This window comes from Nocardia sp. NBC_01327 (genome assembly GCF_035958815.1).
Taxonomy (GTDB): Bacteria; Actinomycetota; Actinomycetes; order Mycobacteriales; family Mycobacteriaceae; genus Nocardia.
Genome location: NZ_CP108383.1, coordinates 2139154 through 2159260, shown reverse-complemented (window position 1 = coordinate 2159260; position 20107 = coordinate 2139154). Strand labels below are relative to the sequence as shown.

General features: G+C 65.4%; 19 protein-coding genes and 1 riboswitch. Of the genes, 7 read left to right on the top strand and 12 right to left on the bottom strand.

Features of this window, described 5'->3' with window-relative positions; all coding sequences use genetic code 11:
* Positions 1 to 260 precede the first annotated feature (260 nt).
* Positions 261 to 875: a hypothetical protein gene (locus OG326_RS09385; RefSeq protein ID WP_327144220.1), complete on the top strand. Its 615-nt coding sequence runs from the start codon at positions 261 to 263 to the stop codon at positions 873 to 875.
* Here OG326_RS09385 and OG326_RS09380 read toward each other — a convergent pair.
* Both OG326_RS09380 and OG326_RS09375 read right to left on the bottom strand, forming a co-directional pair.
* Positions 872 to 1480 (bottom strand): isochorismatase family cysteine hydrolase, encoded by a 609-nt coding sequence (locus tag OG326_RS09380; protein WP_327144219.1) that lies wholly within the window; start codon positions 1478 to 1480, stop codon positions 872 to 874. The genes OG326_RS09385 and OG326_RS09380 overlap by 4 nt on opposite strands.
* 60 nt (positions 1481 to 1540) lie before the next feature.
* On the bottom strand, positions 1541 to 2089 hold the full coding sequence (locus OG326_RS09375) for a YceI family protein (protein WP_327144218.1): 549 nt from the start codon (positions 2087 to 2089) through the stop codon (positions 1541 to 1543).
* Positions 2090 to 2351: 262 nt separating this feature from the next.
* Between OG326_RS09375 and OG326_RS09370 the strand changes: the two genes are divergently transcribed.
* Entirely contained in the window at positions 2352 to 2927 is a 576-nt protein-coding gene (locus tag OG326_RS09370) for a TerD family protein (protein WP_327144217.1), read from the top strand.
* Positions 2928 to 3003: 76 nt separating this feature from the next.
* On the opposite strand, the gene OG326_RS09365 is transcribed toward OG326_RS09370, so the two are convergent.
* Genes OG326_RS09365 through prpD form a run of 5 tightly spaced genes read right to left on the bottom strand, consistent with a single transcriptional unit; the run spans position 3004 to position 10767 of the window.
* A complete protein-coding gene (locus OG326_RS09365; RefSeq protein ID WP_327144216.1) occupies positions 3004 to 3756 on the bottom strand; it encodes a hypothetical protein in 753 nt (250 codons plus the stop codon).
* Between the two features lie 43 nt (positions 3757 to 3799).
* A complete protein-coding gene (locus OG326_RS09360) occupies positions 3800 to 7189 on the bottom strand; it encodes a pyruvate carboxylase (protein WP_327144215.1) in 3390 nt (1129 codons plus the stop codon).
* A 37-nt stretch (positions 7190 to 7226) separates the two neighbouring features.
* Positions 7227 to 8351 (bottom strand): bifunctional 2-methylcitrate synthase/citrate synthase, encoded by a 1125-nt coding sequence (locus OG326_RS09355; protein WP_327144214.1) that lies wholly within the window; start codon positions 8349 to 8351, stop codon positions 7227 to 7229.
* A complete protein-coding gene (gene prpB / locus OG326_RS09350) occupies positions 8351 to 9265 on the bottom strand; it encodes a methylisocitrate lyase (protein ID WP_327144213.1) in 915 nt (304 codons plus the stop codon). Before prpB ends, OG326_RS09355 begins: the two co-directional genes overlap by 1 nt.
* Positions 9265 to 10767 carry a 2-methylcitrate dehydratase PrpD gene (gene prpD / locus OG326_RS09345; protein ID WP_327144212.1) on the bottom strand — a complete coding sequence of 501 codons (1503 nt, stop codon included), beginning with the start codon at positions 10765 to 10767 and terminating at the stop codon, positions 9265 to 9267. Before prpD ends, prpB begins: the two co-directional genes overlap by 1 nt.
* 154 nt (positions 10768 to 10921) lie before the next feature.
* On the opposite strand from prpD, the gene OG326_RS09340 reads away from it, so the two are divergent.
* The 4 genes from OG326_RS09340 (at position 10922) to OG326_RS09325 (ending at position 14229) form a co-directional block, all read left to right on the top strand.
* Positions 10922 to 12346 carry a short-chain fatty acyl-CoA regulator family protein gene (locus OG326_RS09340; protein WP_327144211.1) on the top strand — a complete coding sequence of 475 codons (1425 nt, stop codon included), beginning with the start codon at positions 10922 to 10924 and terminating at the stop codon, positions 12344 to 12346.
* A 57-nt stretch (positions 12347 to 12403) separates the two neighbouring features.
* A riboswitch (cobalamin riboswitch) is annotated at positions 12404 to 12542 on the top strand.
* Positions 12543 to 12580: 38 nt separating this feature from the next.
* Positions 12581 to 12790, top strand: coding sequence for a CbtB domain-containing protein (locus OG326_RS09335; RefSeq protein WP_327144210.1), 210 nt, complete (start codon positions 12581 to 12583; stop codon positions 12788 to 12790).
* Between the two features lie 21 nt (positions 12791 to 12811).
* The gene (locus tag OG326_RS09330; protein ID WP_327144209.1) at positions 12812 to 13669 is read left to right on the top strand and encodes a CbtA family protein; all 858 of its coding nucleotides are present in this window, start codon (positions 12812 to 12814) and stop codon (positions 13667 to 13669) included.
* Entirely contained in the window at positions 13666 to 14229 is a 564-nt protein-coding gene (locus OG326_RS09325) for a histidine phosphatase family protein (protein ID WP_327144208.1), read from the top strand. Before OG326_RS09330 ends, OG326_RS09325 begins: the two co-directional genes overlap by 4 nt.
* A gap of 133 nt (positions 14230 to 14362) precedes the next feature.
* On the opposite strand, the gene OG326_RS09320 is transcribed toward OG326_RS09325, so the two are convergent.
* From OG326_RS09320 to OG326_RS09305, 4 genes are all read right to left on the bottom strand, one after another.
* A complete protein-coding gene (locus OG326_RS09320) occupies positions 14363 to 15559 on the bottom strand; it encodes an MAB_1171c family putative transporter (protein ID WP_327144207.1) in 1197 nt (398 codons plus the stop codon).
* Positions 15560 to 15564: 5 nt separating this feature from the next.
* The gene (locus OG326_RS09315; RefSeq protein ID WP_327144206.1) at positions 15565 to 16122 is read right to left on the bottom strand and encodes a hypothetical protein; all 558 of its coding nucleotides are present in this window, start codon (positions 16120 to 16122) and stop codon (positions 15565 to 15567) included.
* Between the two features lie 3 nt (positions 16123 to 16125).
* On the bottom strand, positions 16126 to 16581 hold the full coding sequence (locus OG326_RS09310) for a hypothetical protein (RefSeq protein ID WP_327144205.1): 456 nt from the start codon (positions 16579 to 16581) through the stop codon (positions 16126 to 16128).
* 170 nt (positions 16582 to 16751) lie between these two features.
* Positions 16752 to 17918 (bottom strand): cytochrome P450, encoded by a 1167-nt coding sequence (locus tag OG326_RS09305; RefSeq protein WP_327144204.1) that lies wholly within the window; start codon positions 17916 to 17918, stop codon positions 16752 to 16754.
* 95 nt (positions 17919 to 18013) lie between these two features.
* Here OG326_RS09305 and OG326_RS09300 point away from each other — a divergent pair, with 95 nt between their 5' ends.
* Entirely contained in the window at positions 18014 to 18643 is a 630-nt protein-coding gene (locus OG326_RS09300) for a GNAT family N-acetyltransferase (RefSeq protein ID WP_327144203.1), read from the top strand.
* A 129-nt stretch (positions 18644 to 18772) separates the two neighbouring features.
* Here the strand turns inward: OG326_RS09300 and OG326_RS09295 are convergent, their stop codons facing one another.
* Entirely contained in the window at positions 18773 to 20008 is a 1236-nt protein-coding gene (locus OG326_RS09295; protein ID WP_327144202.1) for a fatty acid desaturase family protein, read from the bottom strand.
* Positions 20009 to 20107: the final 99 nt, after the last annotated feature.

Sequence of the window (20107 nt, the reverse complement as noted above, 5' to 3'; positions counted from 1 at the left end):
TTCAACTGCGCGAACAGGAGTTCACCGGAGAAGATTTGCGACCCGCAGGAACTGCCAGTAACATCGCTTGGGCGGGTGATTAGCAAGCCAGAGCAGCCTTGGTTCATTCCAGCACCTCAGAACAATACCGAGGCCGTGCCATGAACAAGCAGGAATCACAACAATTGTCAGCTCTCAGCGTCCCCGAGTCAGCTGAATTCAGGACGCCGACCGGCGGTATAGTCCGCCTCGTTCCCGGTGAGAACTGGAGCAACGACGCGATGCCGCGGCTGCTGCAGCGGGTCCGCACGGAGGTACTGCTCGCGGTGTCGAACCCGATCAATCCGCAGTCGGACTATCTGCCCGCACAGGTTGTCATGCACGACCTTGTCGCGACCGGAAGACAAGTGCGACTGCTCTATTCGCCAGAGTTCCTGGCGACGCGAGGCGAGGTGCCCGCAGACGTCACGATCGGAGCCACGGCCAGGGTGACGAACAGTACCTTCCACAACGCGCTCATCGTCGACCGTGAGATCGCGGTGCTGTGGAGCGGCGCCGGCGCCACAAGCCCTTACATATTCTTGATCCGGGAGCCGAACGTAATCCGTGCGATCCACCAGTTCACCCTGCTCACCTGGGAATCGGCCGCGATGCTGAGCTACTACTGCCCCGACCGCCAGCATTTCGACGACACCGCCCTGGCAGTGCTGGGCGCCCTCAACGACGGCCTCACCGACGAGGTGGCGGCACGACAGCTCGCGGTCTCGCTCCGCACCTACCGCCGCCACGTCGCGGACATCATGCAGCGCCTCGATGTCACCACCCGGTTCCAGATCGGTGCGCGCGCAGCAGAACTGGGACTGATAGTCCCCACTGGACTGAAGCCCGTGGCTTAGCTCCGAAGCGCACCCTTTTCGAGGAGCCCCGCCGCCTCGCCGGCGGTGATGACTCCATCGCGCTGCAGGTAGGCCATGGCCTCGAGCGCGGCTGCGTGAGCCGGGGCGGAAGAGCCGTAGACCGCGTCCTGAACCACTCGGAAGTGATAGTCGTGCTGGTGGGCGTCGACTGCCGTGTAGTGCACGCAGACGTCGGTGAGGCCGCCGGTCAGGATGAGGGTGCGGGCCTGGTATCCGCGCAGGATGATGTCGAGGTCGGTGCCGAAGAATGCCGAGTAGCGGCGTTTGCGGACCTCGTATTCGGCGGGGAGCGGGCCGAATCCGGGGACGTAGTCGGCGCCGGGCGTGCCCTCGACGGTGTGCAGGTCTTCCACCCCGTCCACTTCGCGGCCGAGGTCGGTGTGGCTGGGATGGTGCAGCTCGCGGATGAAGACGACCGGGACGCGGTACGCGCGGGCGGTGTCGATCAGCGCTCGGAGGGCGGTGATCTCCGGCGCCTCACCACCATCCCCGCCCCGCGCCGGTGCGAAGTCCTGCTGCACATCGATGCAGACGAGGACCAGATCAGCGGTGACCGGAGTGACATCGGAAATATTTTCGATCATTCGAAAGATATTCGAGCTCCGCTGTGGCGCTCCGGTTTCCGCCGCGTAACAGCATGTACCTCAGGACTGCAGGCCGACCTCGACCTCCAGGCTCAGGGTGATCTTGTCGCCGACCACCACACCGCCGCCGTCGGGCAGCGGCATATCGATGTCGATGCCGAAGTCGCGGCGGCTCACGACCGTCTCGGCCTCGAAGCCGGCGACCGGGCCGTGGCCCATACCCGGGTTCACACCGAGGAATTCGACCTTCAGCGACACCGGCTTGGTAGTGCCGCGGATCGTGAAATCACCGTCGACCACGAAGTCGTCACCGTCGACCCGGAAACCCGTGGACTTGAAGGTCGCCACCGGGTACTGCTCGGCATGGAAGAAGTCCGCGGTGCGCAGGTGCGCATCCCGCTGGTCGTTATCGGTGGTCACGGAGTCGACGCGAATCTCGGCCTCGGCCGACGCGGTCCCGTCCTCGTTCACGACGAGCTTGCCGGAGAAATCGGTGAAGCGGCCGCGGACCTTGCTGACCATGAGGTGTCGTACCGAAAAGCCCAGGGTCGAGTGGGCGGGATCGATCACCCAGGTGCCGGGGGTCAGGGTCTTGATTTCAGTGGACATCGAAACTCCTTCGAATAGGCCGAGTGTCAGTGCTGACGCCATCACGCACCATTGGTTGATGCGGCAACCAAGCTAACGTTGGACCATAGCCAGGCTATTCCGAAGTGATACGGAACACGACCCCCGGTCACTGCGAGCCGCGCCCGGCGCACCCGAGCCGGAACCATCCCGTGCACAACGACGTTGAACGCGGTGCGGGGTCGAACTCCGTGCAATGGCGACTCGGAGGCAGGTCGCCGTAATAATCGATGGGAGAAGCACAATGGGTGTCAGTCTGACCAAGGGCGGCAACGTATCGCTGACGAAGCAGGCCCCGAACCTCACCGCGGTGGCCGTCGGCCTGGGCTGGGATCTGCGGACCACCACCGGGACCGACTTCGATCTGGATGCCAGCGCCATCGCGCTGAACCCGGAGAAGAAGGTCGTCTCGAACGGGCACTTCGTCTTCTTCAACAACCTGAAGTCGCCGGAGGGCACCATCGAGCACACCGGCGACAACAAGACCGGTGAGGGCGAAGGCGATGACGAGGTCATCAATGTCGATCTCGCCAACACCCCGCCGACCATCGACAGCATCGTGTTCCCGGTGTCGATCTACGAGGCCGACACCCGCGCACAGAGTTTCGGCCAGGTCCGCAATGCCTACATCCGCGTGGTCGACCGCGCCAACGGCACCGAACTGGCCCGCTACGACCTGTCCGAGGACGCCTCCACCGAAACCGCCATGGTCTTCGGCGAGCTCTACCGCAATGGCGCCGAGTGGAAGTTCCGCGCCACCGGTCAGGGCTACGCCTCCGGCCTGGCCGGCATCGCCACCGATTTCGGCGTCAGCCTCTGACCCCAGCCTGATAGCTGACGGCGTAGCGATTTCGCTACGCCGTCAGTGTTTTCCAGGTGATCGATGCGGCCGCAGCTCAGGATTCGGAACTGGGCACGGGACGGTCGGGCAGGGCTTCGGGGTTTGCCTTCAGGTATTTGAGGCTCTGTTTCATGTAGACGCGGGGGTTGAGGTCCAGGTGGTTGGCCCAGCGGGGTTTCGGGTCGCCGCGCATGGTGGTCCAGCAGGCCAGGGCGTAGCCGAACATGGGCTGGGAGAGGTAGCCGAGGCGCTGGGAGTGCCAGCCGCGGCGGGTCTGGGAGAATTGGAAGGCCGCGTTGGCATTGAATACGCCGAGGCCCAGGTAGACCGTTGCCAGGTCGGTGAGCTGCTCGTTGTCGTGGCGGGAGCGGTCGATGCGGCGCTCGCCGAGTAGGCGTTCGTGGGCCAGTTCATGTGCGACGGTGGCCACGAGTGTGACCGGTGAGCGCATATGCGCCATATCGATGGATACCACCGCGCGGCCGTGTTCCAGGCGGTAGTGGCCGGCCTCGCCGTGTGTGGACCCCGCCAGAAACGCGAGGTTGTCCGGCAGGACATCGGCGTCCGAATGCAGCTCCACCACAATGCGATCCCGGCCCACGCCCATATATCGGCTCACATTGCCGACCAGCGAGCGGATCTCCTGCTCGGTCCCGGTGTAGGAGCCGGGGAAGAAGTCGGGCGTCGGCAGGATTACCGGCGTTCGCAGTGTTCTAGGGCCGAATTGAGCTGCACACCAGCTCATCATCTCTTCGACCCAGAGCCGCTCCAGCTCCCCTACCGGGCACCTGGGCTTGAAAATTCCCACGCCACAGTATGTCCGTGCGGCGAGCAGATTTCTTGTCCAGTTCTCATCCCGCGGCGACCACCACCAGTAGGTCGCTGCCGTCGACCTGCTGGACCGCACCGATCGCGACCCGCACGACGACACCGCCGCGGGGAGCGGTGATGGCGGCCTCCATTTTCATGGCCTCGATAGTGCCGACGGTGTCGCCCGCGCGGACCGAGTCGCCCTCGGAGACAGCCAGAGTGACCACTCCCGCGAAGGGAGCCGCGATATGGGCGGGATCGGTCTTATCGGCCTTCTCGGCGGCCGGGACCGCGCCGGCAATGGAGCGATCGCGGACCGAGACCTGCCGCAGCTGACCGTTGAGCAGGCAGACGACCGTGCGCATACCGCGCTCGTCCGGTTCGGAAATGGCTTCGAGCTCGATCAGCAGCACTACACCGGGCTCCAACTGCACACGGTGTTCCTCGTCGTAGCGGAGGCCGTAGAAGAACTGGTTCGCCGAGAGGGCCGAGATATCGCCGAATTTCTCGCGGTGCGAGAGGAATTCCGTGGTGGGGCCGGGGAACAGCAGGCGGTTCAGCGTGGATCGGCGCTGTGCTGAACTGCCCGAGAGGCCTACTTCGTCGGTGGCGGTGAGCTGGGTTTCCGGCTTGGCCGGACCACGACCGGCAAGCGCACGGGTGCGGAACGGTTCGGGCCAGCCACCGGCCGGAGTGCCGAGTTCACCACGCAGGAAACCGATCACCGAATCCGGAATGTCGTAACGACCCGGATCGGAAGCGAAATCCTCGACATCAACACCGGAGCCGACGAGCGCCAGGGCCAGGTCGCCGACGACCTTCGAGGACGGGGTCACCTTGACCAGACGACCCAGAAGACGATCGGCCGCAGCATATTTGGCCTCGACCTCCTCGAACTGATCACCCAGACCCAGCGCAATCGCCTGCTGCCGCAGATTCGACAACTGCCCACCGGGAATCTCATGGGTGTACACGCGTCCCGTCGGTCCCGGCAGCCCGGATTCGAACGGCCTGTACACCTTGCGCAGCGACTCCCAGTACGGCTCCAGGTCACACACGTTCTGCAGGCTCAGCCCGGTATCGTGCGGTGAATTCGCCGCTGCGGCAACAATTGCCGACAGCGCGGGCTGACTGGTGGTACCGGCCATCGGCGCACTCGCACCGTCGACAGCGTCGGCACCGGCCTGCCAGGCGGCGAGGTAGGTGGCGAGCTGCCCGCCCGGGGTGTCGTGGGTGTGCACATGCACCGGCAGGTCGAACTCCCGCCGCAGCGCCGTGACCAGTGTGGCAGCGGCGGGCGCGCGCAGCAGGCCCGCCATGTCCTTGATGCCGATGATGTGCGCTCCGGCCTCGACGATCTGCTCGGCGAGCTCGAGGTAGTAGTCGAGGGTGTAGAGGTCTTCGCCGGGATCCGACAGGTCTCCGGTATAGCTGAGAGCGACTTCCGCTACAGCCGTGCCGGTTTCGCGGACAGCGTCGATAGCGGGACGCATCTGATCGACATTGTTGAGAGCGTCGAAGATTCGGAAGATATCGATGCCGGTCGCTGTTGCCTCCGAAACGAAAGCGCGCGTGACCTTTTCGGGGTAGGGCGTATAGCCGACGGTATTACGACCGCGCAGCAGCATCTGCAAGTTGATGTTCGGCACGGCTTCACGCAGTACGGCCAACCGCTCCCACGGATCCTCGTACAGGAACCGCAACGCCACGTCATAGGTTGCGCCACCCCAGCATTCGATAGACAGCAGCTCCGGCGTCAAACGCGCGACATGCCCCGCCACGGCGAGAAGTCCGCTCGTCCGCACGCGGGTGGCCAGCAGGGACTGGTGCGCGTCACGGAAGGTGGTGTCGGTGACCGCCACACCGGGCTGCGCCCGCAGCGCCCGGGCGAAACCTTCGGGACCGAGTTCGAGCAGTCGCTGCCGCGATCCGGCCGGCGGCGGCACGGTGGTGTCGATGGCGGGCAGTTTGTCGTGCGGATAGACCTTGGTCGGCCGCACGCCGTGCGGCTTGTTCACGGTCACATCGGCCAGGAATTCGAGAATCTTGGAAGCGCGATCGGCCGACGTCCGCTGGGTGAGCAACCCGGGCCGCTCATCGATGAACGAGGTGGTGACGCGTCCGGCCCGGAAGTCCGGATCATCGAGAACCGCTTGCAGGAAACCGATATTGGTGGCCAAACCGCGAATGCGGAATTCGGCCACCGACCGCCGGGCGCGGGCCATGGCGGTCTGGAAGTCGCGGCCGCGGCAGGTGAGCTTCACCAGCATAGAATCGAAGTACGCACCGACCTCGGCACCAACATTGGTACCGCCGTCGAGGCGCACACCCGCGCCGCCGGGACTGCGGTAACCGGTGATACGACCGGTGTCCGGGCGGAAGCCGTTGGCCGGATCCTCGGTGGTGATACGGCACTGCAACGCCGCACCACGGATGACGATCGAATCCTGGCTCAACCCAAGATCTTCCAGCGTCTCCCCCGCCGCGATCCGCATCTGCGACTGCACCAGATCCACATCGGTGATCTCCTCGGTCACCGTGTGCTCCACCTGAATACGCGGATTCATCTCGATGAATACGTGATTGCCACGCTCATCCAGCAGGAACTCCACCGTCCCCGCGCAGGAATAGTTGATCTCCTTCGCGAATGCCACCGCATCCGCGCAAATCCGCTCCCGCAGTGCAGGATCCAGATTCGGCGCGGGCGCCATCTCGATCACCTTCTGATGCCGCCGCTGCAACGAACAATCCCGCTCGAACAGATGAATCACATTGCCCCGCTGATCAGCAAGAATCTGCACCTCGATATGACGAGGATTGATCACCGCCTGCTCCAGGAACACCGTCGCATCACCGAACGCCGACTCCGCCTCCCGCGCAGCGGCTTCGATGGCCTCACGCAACTGCGCCTTGTCCGCGACCCGGCGCATACCGCGCCCGCCACCACCGGCCACAGCCTTCACGAACACCGGAAAATGCATGCTCTCGGCTGCCGTCAGCAGTTCCTCTACATCCGAAGACGGTGCGCTGGAGGCCAATACCGGCAACCCCGCCGCTCTTGCCGCGGCAATGGCACTCGCCTTGTTACCGGTCAGCTCCAGCACCTGAGCGGAAGGACCGACGAAGGTGATTCCGGCTGCGGCACAGGCCGCCGCCAGCTCCGGATTCTCCGACAGGAACCCGTATCCCGGATACACCGCATCCGCACCGGAACGCTGTGCGGCGGCAATGATTTCGCCGACCGACAGGTAGGCGCGAACGGGATGGCCGACCTCGCCGATCTGATAGGACTCATCCGCCTTGAGCCGATGCGGGGAATTGCGGTCCTCGTGCGGGAAGACCGCGACGGTGCCCGCACCGAGCTCGAAGGCGGCCCGGAAGGCACGGATGGCGATCTCGCCGCGATTGGCTACCAGGATCTTGGAGAACATTCGTCGGTCAACCTCGTCGTATTCGGATGGGGGGCGGTCAGGCGACGATGGAACGCTGTGGCACGCCGACGTATTCGCTCAGCGGCCGGATCAGGGCATTGGATTCACCCTGCTCGATGATGTGGGCGGTCCAGCCGGTGATGCGGCTCATGACGAAGATCGGGGTGAACATCTCGATATCGAAGCCGAGCAGGTAGTACGCGGGGCCGGTCGGGAAGTCGAGATTGGGTTTGATCCCGGTGGCCTCGTTCATGGTGCGCTCGAGGTTCTCGTACATGCGCACCCACTTCTGTCCCTCGGTGGCGGCGGCGATATCCACGAAAGCCTTCTTCATGGTGGGCACTCGCGAGTCACCGTTCTTGTAGACCCGGTGGCCGAAGCCCATCACCTTTTCCCTGTGCGCCAGCTTGTTTCGCAGCCACTGCTCGGCCAGCGCGGGATCGTCGATCTCGAGCATGTCGTGCATGACGGCCTCATTGGCGCCGCCGTGCAGCGCGCCCTTGAGCGCGCCTATCGCCGCGGTGACCGCGCTGTAGATATCCGACAGCGTGGAGGTGACCACCCGCGCGGCGAAGGTCGAGGCATTGAAGCTGTGCTCGGCGTAGAGGATCAGCGAGACCTCGAACGCCTTGACCAGCTCCGGAGCGGGGACCTTCCCGAAGCACATATTCAGGAAGTTCTCCGCGTATCCGAGGTGCGAATGCGGGGCGATCGGGTCCAGGCCGTGGCGACGGCGATGGTCGGCGGCCACGATGGTCGGCAGCACGGCCAGCATGCGAAGGGCCTTGGCGCGGTTAGCCTTCGGGGAGTTGTCGTCCTCCTGCGGATCCTCCGCACCGAGGTAGCTGATCGCCGTCCGGACCACATCCATGGGATGGCAGTTCTCGGGCAGCTTGGTCACCAGCGACAGCAGCGACCGGTCGGCGCGCCGCAGCGCCCGCTCCTGCTGGGTGAAACGCTCCAGCTCGGCGACGGAGGGCAGTTCTCCGGACCAGAGCAGGAATGCCACCTGCTCGAAGGTGCAGTTGGCGGCCAGATCCTGCACCGCATAACCGCGATAGGTCAGAGAGTTGGTCTCGGGCACCACCTTCGAGATGGCGGTGGTATCCACGACCACACCCGCGAGCCCCTTGTAGATGGCCGGTACCGCGGTATCCGTCATCACTGATCCCTTTCGAGAGCGAAATTGAATATGTCGGAATCGAATTCGTTGTAGCGCTCGTACTCCAGCAGCTCGTACAGCCGGCTGCGATGCTGCATACGATCGAGAAGCTTGGCCTGCGTGCCGGTCTGGAAGATTTCGCGCAACCCGGTCTCGGCGGCGTACATGGCCAGTCGCAGTGTGGAGACCGGGTAGATCACCGCGTTGTAACCGATCGACTCCAGCGTGCTCGCCGACAGCAGTTCGGACTTGCCGAACTCGGTCATATTGGCCAGCAACGGAGTTGAGACCGCGGCCCGGAACTTCTCGAAGTCGGCGGCCTCGGTGAGCGCCTCGGTGAAGATCAGGTCCGCACCCGCGTCGGCGTATGCCCTGGCCCGCTCGATGGCCGCGTCGATGCCCTCGATTCCGGCGGCATCGGTGCGGGCGCAGACGATGAAGTTCGGATCGCGCCGGGCGGAGACCGCCGCACGCAGCCGTCGCACCATTTCCGCGGTCGGGACAACGGCTTTGCCGTCGAGATGTCCGCAGCGCTTCGGGTTGACCTGGTCCTCCAGGTGGCATCCGGCAATGCCGGCGTCCTCCAGGACGGTCACGGTGCGCGCCGCGCTCATGGGTTCGCCGAAGCCGGTATCGGCATCGATGAGCACCGGGAGATCGGTGATACGAGCGATCTGCTGACCGCGCCCCGCCACCTCGGTCAGCGTGGTGAGTCCGATATCGGGCAGCCCCAATTCAGCGGAGAGCACCGCACCGGAGACGTACACGCCTTCGAAGCCGATCTCCTGAATCAGCTTGGCCACCAACGGATTGAACGCACCCGGGTAACGCTGGATCCGATCGGAGGCGAGTCCCGCGCGGAACGCCGCGCGCTTGTCCGCGGCCGAGGTGGCCGCCGCGAGCAGACCTGTCATCAGAAGAGTCCCTTCGGCAGCTTCGGGGCGCGGGCGAGCACGTCTTCGGAGACCGTGAAGGTCAGTCCGGACAGTTCGGCGGCGGAGAGTTCGGCGGTGCGCTGCGCTACCTCGAGGAAGCGGTCCTGCTCGGCAGGCTCGATCACGCCCTCGGCGAGCGTGCGGAATTTCGCGATGTACTGCTCGCGGGCGAACGGCCGCGCGCCCAGCGGATGCGCATCCGCGACGGCCAGCTCGTCGGTGATGACCTCACCGCTCTTGAGCGTGATCTCGGCGCGCGCGCCGAAGGCCTTCTCGTTCGGGTCGGTGGAGTGGTAGCGCCGGGTCCACTCCGGGTCCTCGGCGGTGGAGATCTTGTTCCACAGCTCGATCGTGTCGGGGCGCTGGGCCCGCTCCGGCGCGTACGAGCGCTCGTGGTGCCAGGCGCCGTCCTGCAGGGCGACCGCGAAGATGTACATGACCGAGTGGTCCAGAGTTTCGCGCGAGGCCTGGGGATCGAACTTCTGCGGATCGCCCGAACCGGTGCCGATCACATAGTGGGTGTGATGGCTGGTGTGCAGCACGATCGAGGCGATCTGGTCGAGGTCGCCGATCCGATCGCGCATGCGGCGGGCCAGGTCGATGGGCGCCTGGCTCTGGTACTCGGCCGAATGCTCCTTGGTGTAGGAGTCCAGAATGCCGCGCTTGGCCTCACCCGGTCCGGGCAGCGGCACCGAGTACTCCGCCTTCGGTCCGCCGAGCAGCCAGGCGATGACGCCGTCCTCGCCCTCCCAGATCGGCGACGGCGCACCCTCGCCGCGCAGCGCGCGGTCCACGGCTTCGACGGCCATCTTCCCGGCGAAGGCGGGGGCGTACGCCTTCCAGCTGGAGATCTCGCCCTTGCGGGACTGCCGGGTCGCGGTGGTGGTGTGCAGCGCCTGGCCGACGGCCTGATAGATGGTCTCGGTCTCGAGGCCGAGCAGGGTGCCGATGCCCGCGGCGGCCGAGGGGCCGAGGTGGGCGACGTGGTCGATCTTGTGCTCGTGCAGGCAGATTGCGCGCACCAGATCGATCTGGATCTCGTAACCGGTGGCAAGGCCGCGAATCAGATCCGCGCCGGTGCGGCCGGCGTGCTGGGCGACGGCCAGGATCGGCGGAATATTGTCGCCGGGATGCGAGTACTCCGCGGCCAGGAAGGTGTCGTGGAAGTCCAACTCGCGCACCGCGACTCCATTGGCCCACGCGGCCCACTCCGGTGAGTACGAGCCGCCGGCGCCGAAGACGGTCGAGCCGGGCAGGTACGGATGCGAAAGCGCCTGGGCGCGAGCATTGGCCACCGGCCGCCGGGTCACCGAGGCGGCGGCGACGGCCGCATTGTCGATGATCCGGTTGATGATCATCTCCTGCGTTTCCGCGGCGACCGCCACCGGATCCGCGGCAACCTCCGCGATACGCCAGGCGAGATGTTCTTCGCGGGGGAACTGCTCCGCGGAACGGTGCGTGCGAACGAGATGATTCTTCACTGCCGAGGACCTCCAGACATCGATTTCACCGGGTACTTTTCGCACGCTACACAGCATGAGAATTGAGGGATATACCCCGCAAATGCCTATTTTTGTGGAAGGCAATCGGTGAATTTGTAAAAGTTGTAAAAGTATGAAGTGCTAGATTTCGACCATGCAGAAGATGTACGCGGGCGGGAGGTTGCGCACGCTGCGGGAACAGCGGGGGCTCTCGCAATCGGCGATGGCCAAGCTGCTCGGGCTTTCGGTCAGTTACATCAATCAGCTCGAGCACGACCAGCGACCGCTGACGGTGCCGGTGCTGCTGCGGCTCAATTCAAGTTTCGATCTCGATATGGGTTTCTTCGCCGCCGATACCGATGCCCGGCTGATCGCGGACCTACAGGACGTCTTCGCCGAAGACGCCGAGGGCGCCGGAATCACCACCGCCGAGATCGACGATCTGGTGGCGCGCATCCCGGCTGCTGGGCGCATGCTGGTGGGACTGCATCGGCGGCTGCGCGGCGCGACGGAGCAACTCGAACGGGTATCGGCCGGAATCGACGGTGTCCCAGGCGATCCCACCGTCGCCATGCCCTACGAAGATGTGCGCGACTACTTCTACGATCGCCGCAATCATGTGCCCGCGCTCGATGCCGCCGCCGAAGAACTGTTCTCCCGCAGCGGGCTCACCCTCGGCGGACTCGATCTGCAATTGACCCTGCTGCTGCGCGAGCAGCACGGCATCGCGGTGGTGATCCGTACCGACGACCCGGACCATCCGGGCCCGAAGCGCCTCTACGATCCGCAGGCCCGCGTCCTGACCCTGGCCCGCCGGCTCACGCCGGGTCAGCGCGCCTTCCAATTGGCCACCCAGCTGGCCTTTCTCACACAGGGCCCGGCCATTGCCGATCTCATCGACGAGGCCGAGACCATGCCGGATCGCTCCCGCAGCCTGCTGCGCATCGGCCTGGCCAATTACTTCGCCGGTGCGCTCATCCTTCCGTACACCCAATTCTGGGATGCGGCAGAGACTTTGCGCTACGACATCGAACTGCTGGCCGCCAAGTTCGAGGTCGGCTTCGAAACGGTGTGTCATCGGCTCTCGAGCCTGCAGCGACCCGGGAAGCGCGGGGTGCCGTTCTTCTTCGTCCGCACCGATCGGGCCGGGAATATCTCGAAACGGCAGTCCGCCACCGCTTTCCACTTCTCCCGGGTCGGCGGCAGCTGCCCGCTGTGGGTGGTGCACGAGGCGTTCTCCACGCCGGGGCGCATTCGCAGGCAGATCGCCCGCATGCCCGACGGCCGCAACTACCTGTGGCTGGCCCGCACCACCGACGAGAACACGCCCGGCTTCCTCTCGCCGAAGCGCGACTTCGCCATCGGACTCGGTTGCGATCTGGCATACGCGCACAAGCTCGTCTACTCGCACAGCCTGCCGATCGACGACCCGCGCAGCGCGGTGCCGATCGGTGCGGGCTGCAAGGTCTGCGAGCGCACCGACTGCGCACAGCGGGCATTCCCGCAGCTGGGCCGACCGATTCGGGTGGACGACAACAGTTCCCTCAACATCCCGTACGTGCCCACCGCGGCGGGCTGATCCCGCGGCCGCCGCGCGATGGCGCGATCTCATCTGTTGGCACCCCGATTGACCAGCGCATCAGGGGTTTCGTATGGTGATGTGAGCGATGATTCGAGGAACCTGGTGCAAACCCAGGACGGTCGCGCCACTGTGAGCACTTCCCTTTCCGGACGTGCGAGTCAGACACTCGAAGAGCCGTGCAATACCAACGACCGGGGACGCGTACATCCCCGCAAGGTTCAGGAGAGTTTCATGGCTACGTCTTACGTCCCCCAATCCGGGGTGGAAACACTTTCGCTCCCCACGACGGCCATGTGGCTGGCGGGCACCACTTTGCTGGCGCTGCTCGCCTACTACTTCATCGGCATCGATCAGGGCGCTGTCTCGATCTTCGGCAGCGATATGCATGTGCACGAGTTCGTGCACGACGCTCGGCATTTCCTCGGCTTCCCCTGCCATTAATCAGGGAAGAGAGTCGACACAATGGAAAAGCGAATCATCTTCCGGGGCCTGCTCGTAGGGGCGCTCGGAGGTCTTCTGGCGTTCCTGTTCGCCCGCATCCTGGCTGAACCGGTCATCAGCCGCGCCATCGATTACGAGTCCGGCCGCGACGACGCCCAGATGGCCTTGGACAAGGCCGCGGGCAAACCGATGGCCGATATGGGCCCGGAGATCTTCAGCCGGGGCATCCAGTCCAATGTCGGTATCGGCTTCGGCATGATCCTGTTCGGCATCGCCATGGGCGCGCTGTTCGCGACCGCGTACTGCGTATGCGTCGGCCGGGTCGGCAAGCTCACCCCGCGCAATCTCGCGCTGGTGGTGGCCGGTGGCATGTTCCTGGTGTTCTACGGTGTCCCGTTCCTGAAGTACCCGGCCAATCCGCCGTCGATCGGGCATCCGGACACCATCAAGGAGCGCACGGGTCTGTACGTGGCAATGATCGTGATCACCGGCATTCTGCTGCTGGGCGCGATCTGGCTGGGTCGCAGACTGCAAGCGCGACTGGGCAACTGGAACGCGACGATCGTGGCCGGCGTGGCCTTCGCGGTGGTGGTCGGCATCGTGATCGCACTGCTGCCGTCGCTGGGTCATCTCTCGGCCAACAAGTCCGAGTTCGGTGATTTCACAACCGAGACGCCGCAGCCGCTGACCGATCCGTCCGGCAAGATCGTCTACCCCGGATTCCCGGCCGACGACCTGTTCCTGTTCCGGTTCTATTCCTTTGCCGCCCAGCTGATTCTGTGGACGGTCATCGGAGTCGGATTCGCCACCCTGGCGCCGCGCCTGTTCGGCCGCCAGACCAGTCCCGCACCGATCGTCGCGGCGGCTTCCCCGGCATGAGCGCGGTCACCCGGCTCACGCTGATCTCGCACGCCATGACCGAGGCCATGGCAGCGGCGCGATTCGCCGCTGACGAACCCCTCAGCGAGCTGGGCCTGCGCTCCGTGCAGAAAGCTGATCACAGCACCCTCCGGGCCGACCTGATCCAGGCCGGCCCGGAGGCCCGCACGGCCCAGACCGCCGCACAGCTGGGCCTGACCGCCGGCCCCGAACCCGCACTGCGCGACCTGGATTGCGGCGCCTGGACCGGTTCCGGCATGGGCGATATCGCCCCCGAACAGCTGATGGGCTGGCTGACCGATCCGGATCACCGCTCACACGACGGCGAATCGATCACCGCCCTCATCGAGCGCGTCCGCACGTGGATGGACACCCTCGCCCAAGACCCACAGCGCATTCTCGCGGTCACGCACCCCGCTGTCATACGTGCCACGATCCTGATCGCACTGTCCGCGCCCGCAACATCCTTCTGGCGCATCGATATCCCGCCACTGAGCGCCACCACCCTGCACCAGCGCGGCGGCGCATGGACATTGCGCGAGACCGCACTGCCCCTCTGACTACCGAGTGCTGCCCCGCTAATTACACGGAATCCGCAGCAGGTCAATGCGTTTGGACGGGCGTGGTGTTCGATGAAGGGGATATCGAACACCACGCCCGCATCGGAAAGGATAGCGGCAAAGGGCGATTCCGTCAGGTGCTGGTTTCGCTGGTTCGGATCGCGACCACGATCGGTGAGCGGTGATATGCGGTGGAAACTGCTACCAGCCAGGCGATTTCGCCCATGAAGGTGGGGCGGTCGGGGCGGCGGAAGGTCTCGCCGGCGTCTATCGGAGCTGACTCGCTCAGATAGGCGCGCAGGGCATGCGCGATGCGGGCGGCCTCTACTGCCGCCGCTCGCTCGCCGGCGGGGATATTCAGCTCGTCGGCGACTTGCTCTGCCCGAGCGGTGATTTCGGGGCTCAGATACGGCTGCAGGAGCAGGAGGGCATCGCGGATCTCGATGACCCGGCGGTACAGCCGATCGCGGGAGATTCCACGGGTATTCGGCACCACGCGCGTGACTTCGGGAGCGGCCGCGCACAGTGCCGACCAGAGCGGATACAGCCGGGGATAGGCGCGGGTGCGCTGGATGCCGGCCATCGCCTGCGGTAGCAGCGACGGGCACAGGTAGCCGAACAGCATGATGGCCGCGCCGATACTGGCGAAGGCGGGGGCGATGTCGATATTCAAGCGGCGGGCCGAGATTCCCGCCCATGCGGCCACCAGCGCGAGGGTTTTGCCGATGCTGTACCCGACCGCGATGACGGAGCCCACGGCCAGCAGGCGCAGTCCCCGGCGCAGCCATGGCTGCTCCCGCACATCAGGTAGCCAGCTGCGGCACAGCATGATGATGCGCAGCAGCGCGAGGGTGTACGCGCACAGGTAGAGGCAGAGGAACGCATCGACCATCGGTGTGGTCGCATAGTGATAGTCGAAGTCCGTCGCGTGGCTTTCGCCGTGAACCGGCGCCGCGAAGAACAGCACGGCCATCGTCGCGACCACTGCCAGATTCACCAGTATCACGTTGCGGCTGTTGATATGTGGGCTGGTGTCGGCGGATGCTTCGGGCACGATCAGATACGTCGTCCAGACGATCTGCGCCATGACCGCGGTGGTGATGGCCGAGTAGACGATCAGCGTCGCCAGATTGGGTATTCCGCTGACCCGCCCGATCCACTCGTAGGTTTGCGGCACCGCAGCCTCGAAACCTACTGCCGTACAGGCGATGGCGACAACAACGGCCCAGCGGGCCGTGGCTTGCGGATTGCGGGCGGCCAGTATGAGCCGCCAGAGGCAAACCCCGGCGGCCAGCGCTCCGACACTTCCGTAGACGAGGGCGAATTGCACGGCCGTCAGTCGATTCCGGGACCGAAGGTATCGAGCAGACTGCGAATATCGGCGGGCGCGTTATCGGGCAGTACCCATTCCGCGCGCGGCGTCCAGCGCGTGATGTGGTGTGCCATCAGCAGATCGGCGATGCGCTCGGCCTCCTGCTCCTCGCGCTCGGAGGAGCAGGTGCGGCCCAGCATGCGGCGCACCACGGCGGGATCGATATTCGGCGCGAGCAGCCGCAGGGCATCCTGACCGGTCACCGTGACCGGCTCGTGCCCGGCCAGCAGATGCCCGAACTCGTGGCAGACGATGTGATCCTGGTGCAGTTCACTGGTATTGCTCTGGTAGGCAAGGAAATCGATATCCCGCGTCACCAGCAGACCTCCGGAGAGTCCGGCCACCGGGAACGGTTCCGGGCGCAGCCGCAGGGGCCGCCCGCGCCGCCGGGCCAGGGTCTCCGCCAATTCGGTCACCGTGAATCGGCCGGGCAGTCCGAGCCCGCGCAGCTCACGCCGCAGCCGGCGATGATCCATCATCGGATGCTCATTCTCCGAGCCCTCCCAGACCGCGATCCGCATGGCTCACAAGTCTTCCCCGTAGTTCTCCGACTCGATGCGCCGCAGCACATCGAGCATGGCCGCGATGGTGTCGGCCCGCACCGTACCGTGGGCCAGCCCGTCGCGCAGCACCAGTTCGAGCGCCGCGCCTTCGGCTTTTCCCTTGAGCGCGTTGACCAATGCCAACTCGCGGCCGCGCGCCACGGCGAGCTCGGGATTGGTGAGCGGATCGAGACTGTCCAGGCCGAAGTACAGGCGCAGCGCCTCCAGCGTTTCGAACGATGGGTTCACCGTCTGCCCGGTCCGCAGCTTCCACAGATAGTTCGCCGAGAGACCGACGCCCGTGCTGCTGTGAATATCCTCGGCCAGTGCCCGGTGCGTGATCTCCACGTCACGGCCGTCCCTGGTCACGGGCGGATGCATACCGCCGATCAGACTGTTGAGAGCACTGGTGAACGGATGCTCTTGTGCGGCAACCATTCTAATCTTGTCTCCTGCAGTTGACAGTCGAGGTGAGCTCGATCATATACTCGTGCCTACTTCGTTATCGATCGCCGATATCGCTGCCTCCGAAGGGGAGGGCAGCGGTATCCGAGAGCGTTCAGGTGCGAAGTCCAGGATGGGGCGACCAAAGCTGCTCGCCCCATTCATCAGCTCACCTCCGCTCGCACCGGCAGTGTGAGCGGCCCGCGATGGCGGAAGCCCGATCGCCAGGGCACGTCCCGATCATCAATGGTCGCATGCAATTTCGGCCACCGGGTGTAGATCTGCACGAGCACGGACGCGAGCACCGGCCGCAGCAATCCGGCGCCGACACACGCGTGCGCGCCATGACCCAGTGCCACATGCGGATTGGGAGCGCGCCACACCTCCAATTCCGCCGGGTCGGAGAACCGCTCCGGATCGTGATTCGCCGACGCCAGGCACAGCAGCACCGTCTGCCCCGCCTCGATCGGCTGACCGCCGATCTGCAGATCGGTGACCGCGAACCGCGGCCCCGCCAGCACCTGCGGCGACAGGAAGCGCAGCAATTCATCGACCGGACCGGACCGATCGGGGGCCGACATCATCTCCGCGAGCTGGCCGGGCCTGCCGGAGAGGACGAGCACCGCCCCGGCGAGCACATCCATCAGCACCTCGTAGAAGACGAACAGCAGATAGAACAGCAATCCGGCGAGATCCCCGGAATCCCCTCCCCCACTGCCGATCTCGGCGCGCACCAGTCGGCCGAGCATCGTCTCCTCGCCGTCCCGCAGGCCGCGCGCGATGACAGCGGTGATGATCTGCTGCATTGCCGCCAGCGTATCCCGGGCCCGCGGCAGGGAATCCGGGCGCAGTGTGGCATTCGCCCACGCCGCCAACGCATCCCGCTCGGTATCGGGCAACCCCAGTAGTTCCGCGACAATCACGGCGGGCAGCGGCAGCGCGACGCGCTCGACAAAATCGAATTCGGTCACACCGTCGAGTTCGGCCAGGGTCTTCCCGACCAGCAGTGCGGCCCTTTCGGTCCATTCCCCGGCCAGTCGCAGCTCACCGACCACCCGGCTGCGCAGTCGCCCCCATTCCTCCGGCTCGCTGCGCTGGAAGACATCCAGCGGCGGCGGAACCGCGAACCCGCGATAGTCCTCGCCCCGGCTGTATCGCATATTCGTGGACAGCCGGTCGTCGAGCAATCCGTCCCGCACATCCGCGTAGCGCGTCACCAGCCATGCGGGCGGCCCGTCCGGTGTCGCCACTCGATGCACACCGCCGCCCTCCCGCAGCGACTGCAGCACCGGCCACGGGTCCCGCGCGAATTCCTCATCGAAGATGCTCAACACGCATCCATCATCTCCCAAGCAGCCCAACAGGTCTCGACCGGAACCACGCCCACCTTGGGTGGCACGGTCCCGGACTCGGCATGATGACGACCATGCCGCAGCATCAGCCGACCCGCGAACCGTCCACCGACAGCCCCGCCCGCCTGCGCCCGGCAGTGCTGGAGGGCACGCACGTCCGCCTCGAGCCGCTGGGCCCCGAACACCATGACGGCCTGTGTGCGGCGTTCAGCGACGGCAGGCTGTGGGAACTGGCGGTGACGCTGGTTCCGGAGCCCGAGGGTGTCGGCCGTTTCATCGAAGATGCCCTGGCCGCAAGGGAAGCCGGAACCCAGCTGCCATTCGCGACCATCGACCTCGCCTCCGGCAAGATCGCCGGAACCACCCGTTTCATGAATATCGTTCTCCCCCACCGGCGCACAGAAATCGGCGCCACCTTCATCGCCGAATCCTTTCAGCGCACACCCGTCAACACCGAAGCCAAGCTCCTGATGCTCACCCGCGCCTTCGAAGCGGAAGCCCTCAACCGCGTCGAATTCCTCACCGACTTCCGCAACACCACGTCCCGGGCCGCAATCGCCCGCCTGGGAGCCACCCAGGAGGGAATCCTCCGCAGCCACATGGTCATGCGCGACGGCTGGATCCGCGACTCGGTCCTGTTCAGCATCACCGCCACCGACTGGCCCGCGGTGAAAACCCGCCTCGCCGCCAAGCTCGAGCGCTAGCCCGGCGGTTCTCGGTCACGACAGCACCCAGCCGATGATCACGGCGACGCACTGCTACGCCCCTTGACCAGGCTCGACGGTCAGGCCGGAAAGGGCGTTCAGAAGGGCCGATCCAGGCGAATTGCCTGTTTACGCCTGTGCTGCTCGCGCGCGGCGAATCCGCCGGTGCCCGGCGCGTTCGGCGAGCGCGGTGCGCAGGCCGCGGCGGCCGGTGGGCGCATCGACGGCGGTTGCGGGGTGCGGGCCGAATTTGCGTTCGGAGGAGGTCTCGGGGGCGTCGTCGGAGGTGGCGAGCAGCATGGAGTCGGGCAGTGCCAACTTGTGGATGGTGCGGAGGGTCAGCAGGTACTGCCGGGGCAGGGAGCCGGTGGTGTACGGGAGGTCGTATTTATCGCACAGCGCTCGCACCCGGACGGCGATCTCGGGGTACCGATTGCTGGGCAGGTCGGGGAACAGGTGGTGTTCGATCTGGTGCGAAAGGTGCCCGCTCATGAAGCCGAGCACCGGGCCCGCGTCGAAGTTCGCGGTGCCGAGCATCTGCCGCAGATACCACTCCGGTTTGGTCTCGTCCTCGATCGCCTCGGGCGTGAATTTCTCCGCGCCGTCGGGGAAGTGGCCGCAGAAGATGACCACATAGGCCCACAGGTTGCGCAGCACATTGGCGGAGATATCGGCGGTGAGGGTGCGCCGCCAGTGCCGGCCGCTCAGCACCGGGAAGAGCAGATAGTCCTTACCGGCCTGCCGCACGATCTTGCCGAGGAAAGCCTTTGTCTGAGCGGACTTCTCGATGTCGTCGGCCGCGCGCTCGTGTTCGGAGTACAGACCGTGCAGGGCGATGCCCCACTCGAATGTGGCTGCCAGCAAAAGGTTTTGCAGCGGTTGCAGCAGCGACCGCGGATGCCACTGCTGATCGCGGGTGATCCGGATGACGCCGAAACCGATATCGTCGTCGATGCCGATGACATTGGTGAACACGTGATGGCGATAGTTGTGCGAATAGCGCCACTGCGCGGAGACGCCGGCCATATCCCATTCCCAAGTGCTGGAATGTATTTCGGGATCGTTCATCCAATCCCATTGGCCGTGGCACACATTGTGGCCGATCTCCATGTTCTCGATGCTCTTGGCCGCCGCCAGGGCGGTCGTCCCCAGCAGCCAGCCGCGCTTGGTGCTGCTGCAGGCGATGACCAGACGGGCCGTCACATCGAGAATGCGCTGAAAGCCGATCGTGCGCCGGATGTAGGCGGCGTCTTTCGTACCGCGCCGCTCCTCGATATCACGACGAATCGCATCGAGCTCCAACCCGAATGCCTCGACATCCTCCGGGCTCAAATGCGCGTAAACAGCGACCTGCGTGATTGCCATTCGTCATGTCCTCGAATTCCTGAGCTCGCCTCGGACGGATCGACAATCCGGCGGCGATGCCAGCGTCACCCCAGCGTAACCCTAATCTACAATGCGTGT

What these genes read in the sequence shown, in the direction of transcription:
- OG326_RS09375 (WP_327144218.1), bottom strand. Translation starts at nt 2,089, where the DNA reads ATGTCCACTGAAATCAAGACCCTGACCCCCGGCACCTGGGTGATCGAT.
- OG326_RS09385 (WP_327144220.1), top strand. Translation starts at nt 261, where the DNA reads ATGCCGCGGCTGCTGCAGCGGGTCCGCACGGAGGTACTGCTCGCGGTG.
- OG326_RS09330 (WP_327144209.1), top strand. Translation starts at nt 12,812, where the DNA reads ATGGAAAAGCGAATCATCTTCCGGGGCCTGCTCGTAGGGGCGCTCGGA.
- OG326_RS09310 (WP_327144205.1), bottom strand. Translation starts at nt 16,581, where the DNA reads ATGGTTGCCGCACAAGAGCATCCGTTCACCAGTGCTCTCAACAGTCTG.
- prpB (WP_327144213.1), bottom strand. Translation starts at nt 9,265, where the DNA reads ATGACAGGTCTGCTCGCGGCGGCCACCTCGGCCGCGGACAAGCGCGCG.
- OG326_RS09300 (WP_327144203.1), top strand. Translation starts at nt 18,014, where the DNA reads ATGCCGCAGCATCAGCCGACCCGCGAACCGTCCACCGACAGCCCCGCC.
- OG326_RS09370 (WP_327144217.1), top strand. Translation starts at nt 2,352, where the DNA reads ATGGGTGTCAGTCTGACCAAGGGCGGCAACGTATCGCTGACGAAGCAG.
- OG326_RS09355 (WP_327144214.1), bottom strand. Translation starts at nt 8,351, where the DNA reads ATGACGGATACCGCGGTACCGGCCATCTACAAGGGGCTCGCGGGTGTG.
- OG326_RS09335 (WP_327144210.1), top strand. Translation starts at nt 12,581, where the DNA reads ATGGCTACGTCTTACGTCCCCCAATCCGGGGTGGAAACACTTTCGCTC.
- OG326_RS09360 (WP_327144215.1), bottom strand. Translation starts at nt 7,189, where the DNA reads ATGTTCTCCAAGATCCTGGTAGCCAATCGCGGCGAGATCGCCATCCGT.
- OG326_RS09325 (WP_327144208.1), top strand. Translation starts at nt 13,666, where the DNA reads ATGAGCGCGGTCACCCGGCTCACGCTGATCTCGCACGCCATGACCGAG.
- OG326_RS09295 (WP_327144202.1), bottom strand. Translation starts at nt 20,008, where the DNA reads ATGGCAATCACGCAGGTCGCTGTTTACGCGCATTTGAGCCCGGAGGAT.
- OG326_RS09380 (WP_327144219.1), bottom strand. Translation starts at nt 1,480, where the DNA reads ATGATCGAAAATATTTCCGATGTCACTCCGGTCACCGCTGATCTGGTC.
- OG326_RS09340 (WP_327144211.1), top strand. Translation starts at nt 10,922, where the DNA reads ATGCAGAAGATGTACGCGGGCGGGAGGTTGCGCACGCTGCGGGAACAG.
- OG326_RS09315 (WP_327144206.1), bottom strand. Translation starts at nt 16,122, where the DNA reads ATGCGGATCGCGGTCTGGGAGGGCTCGGAGAATGAGCATCCGATGATG.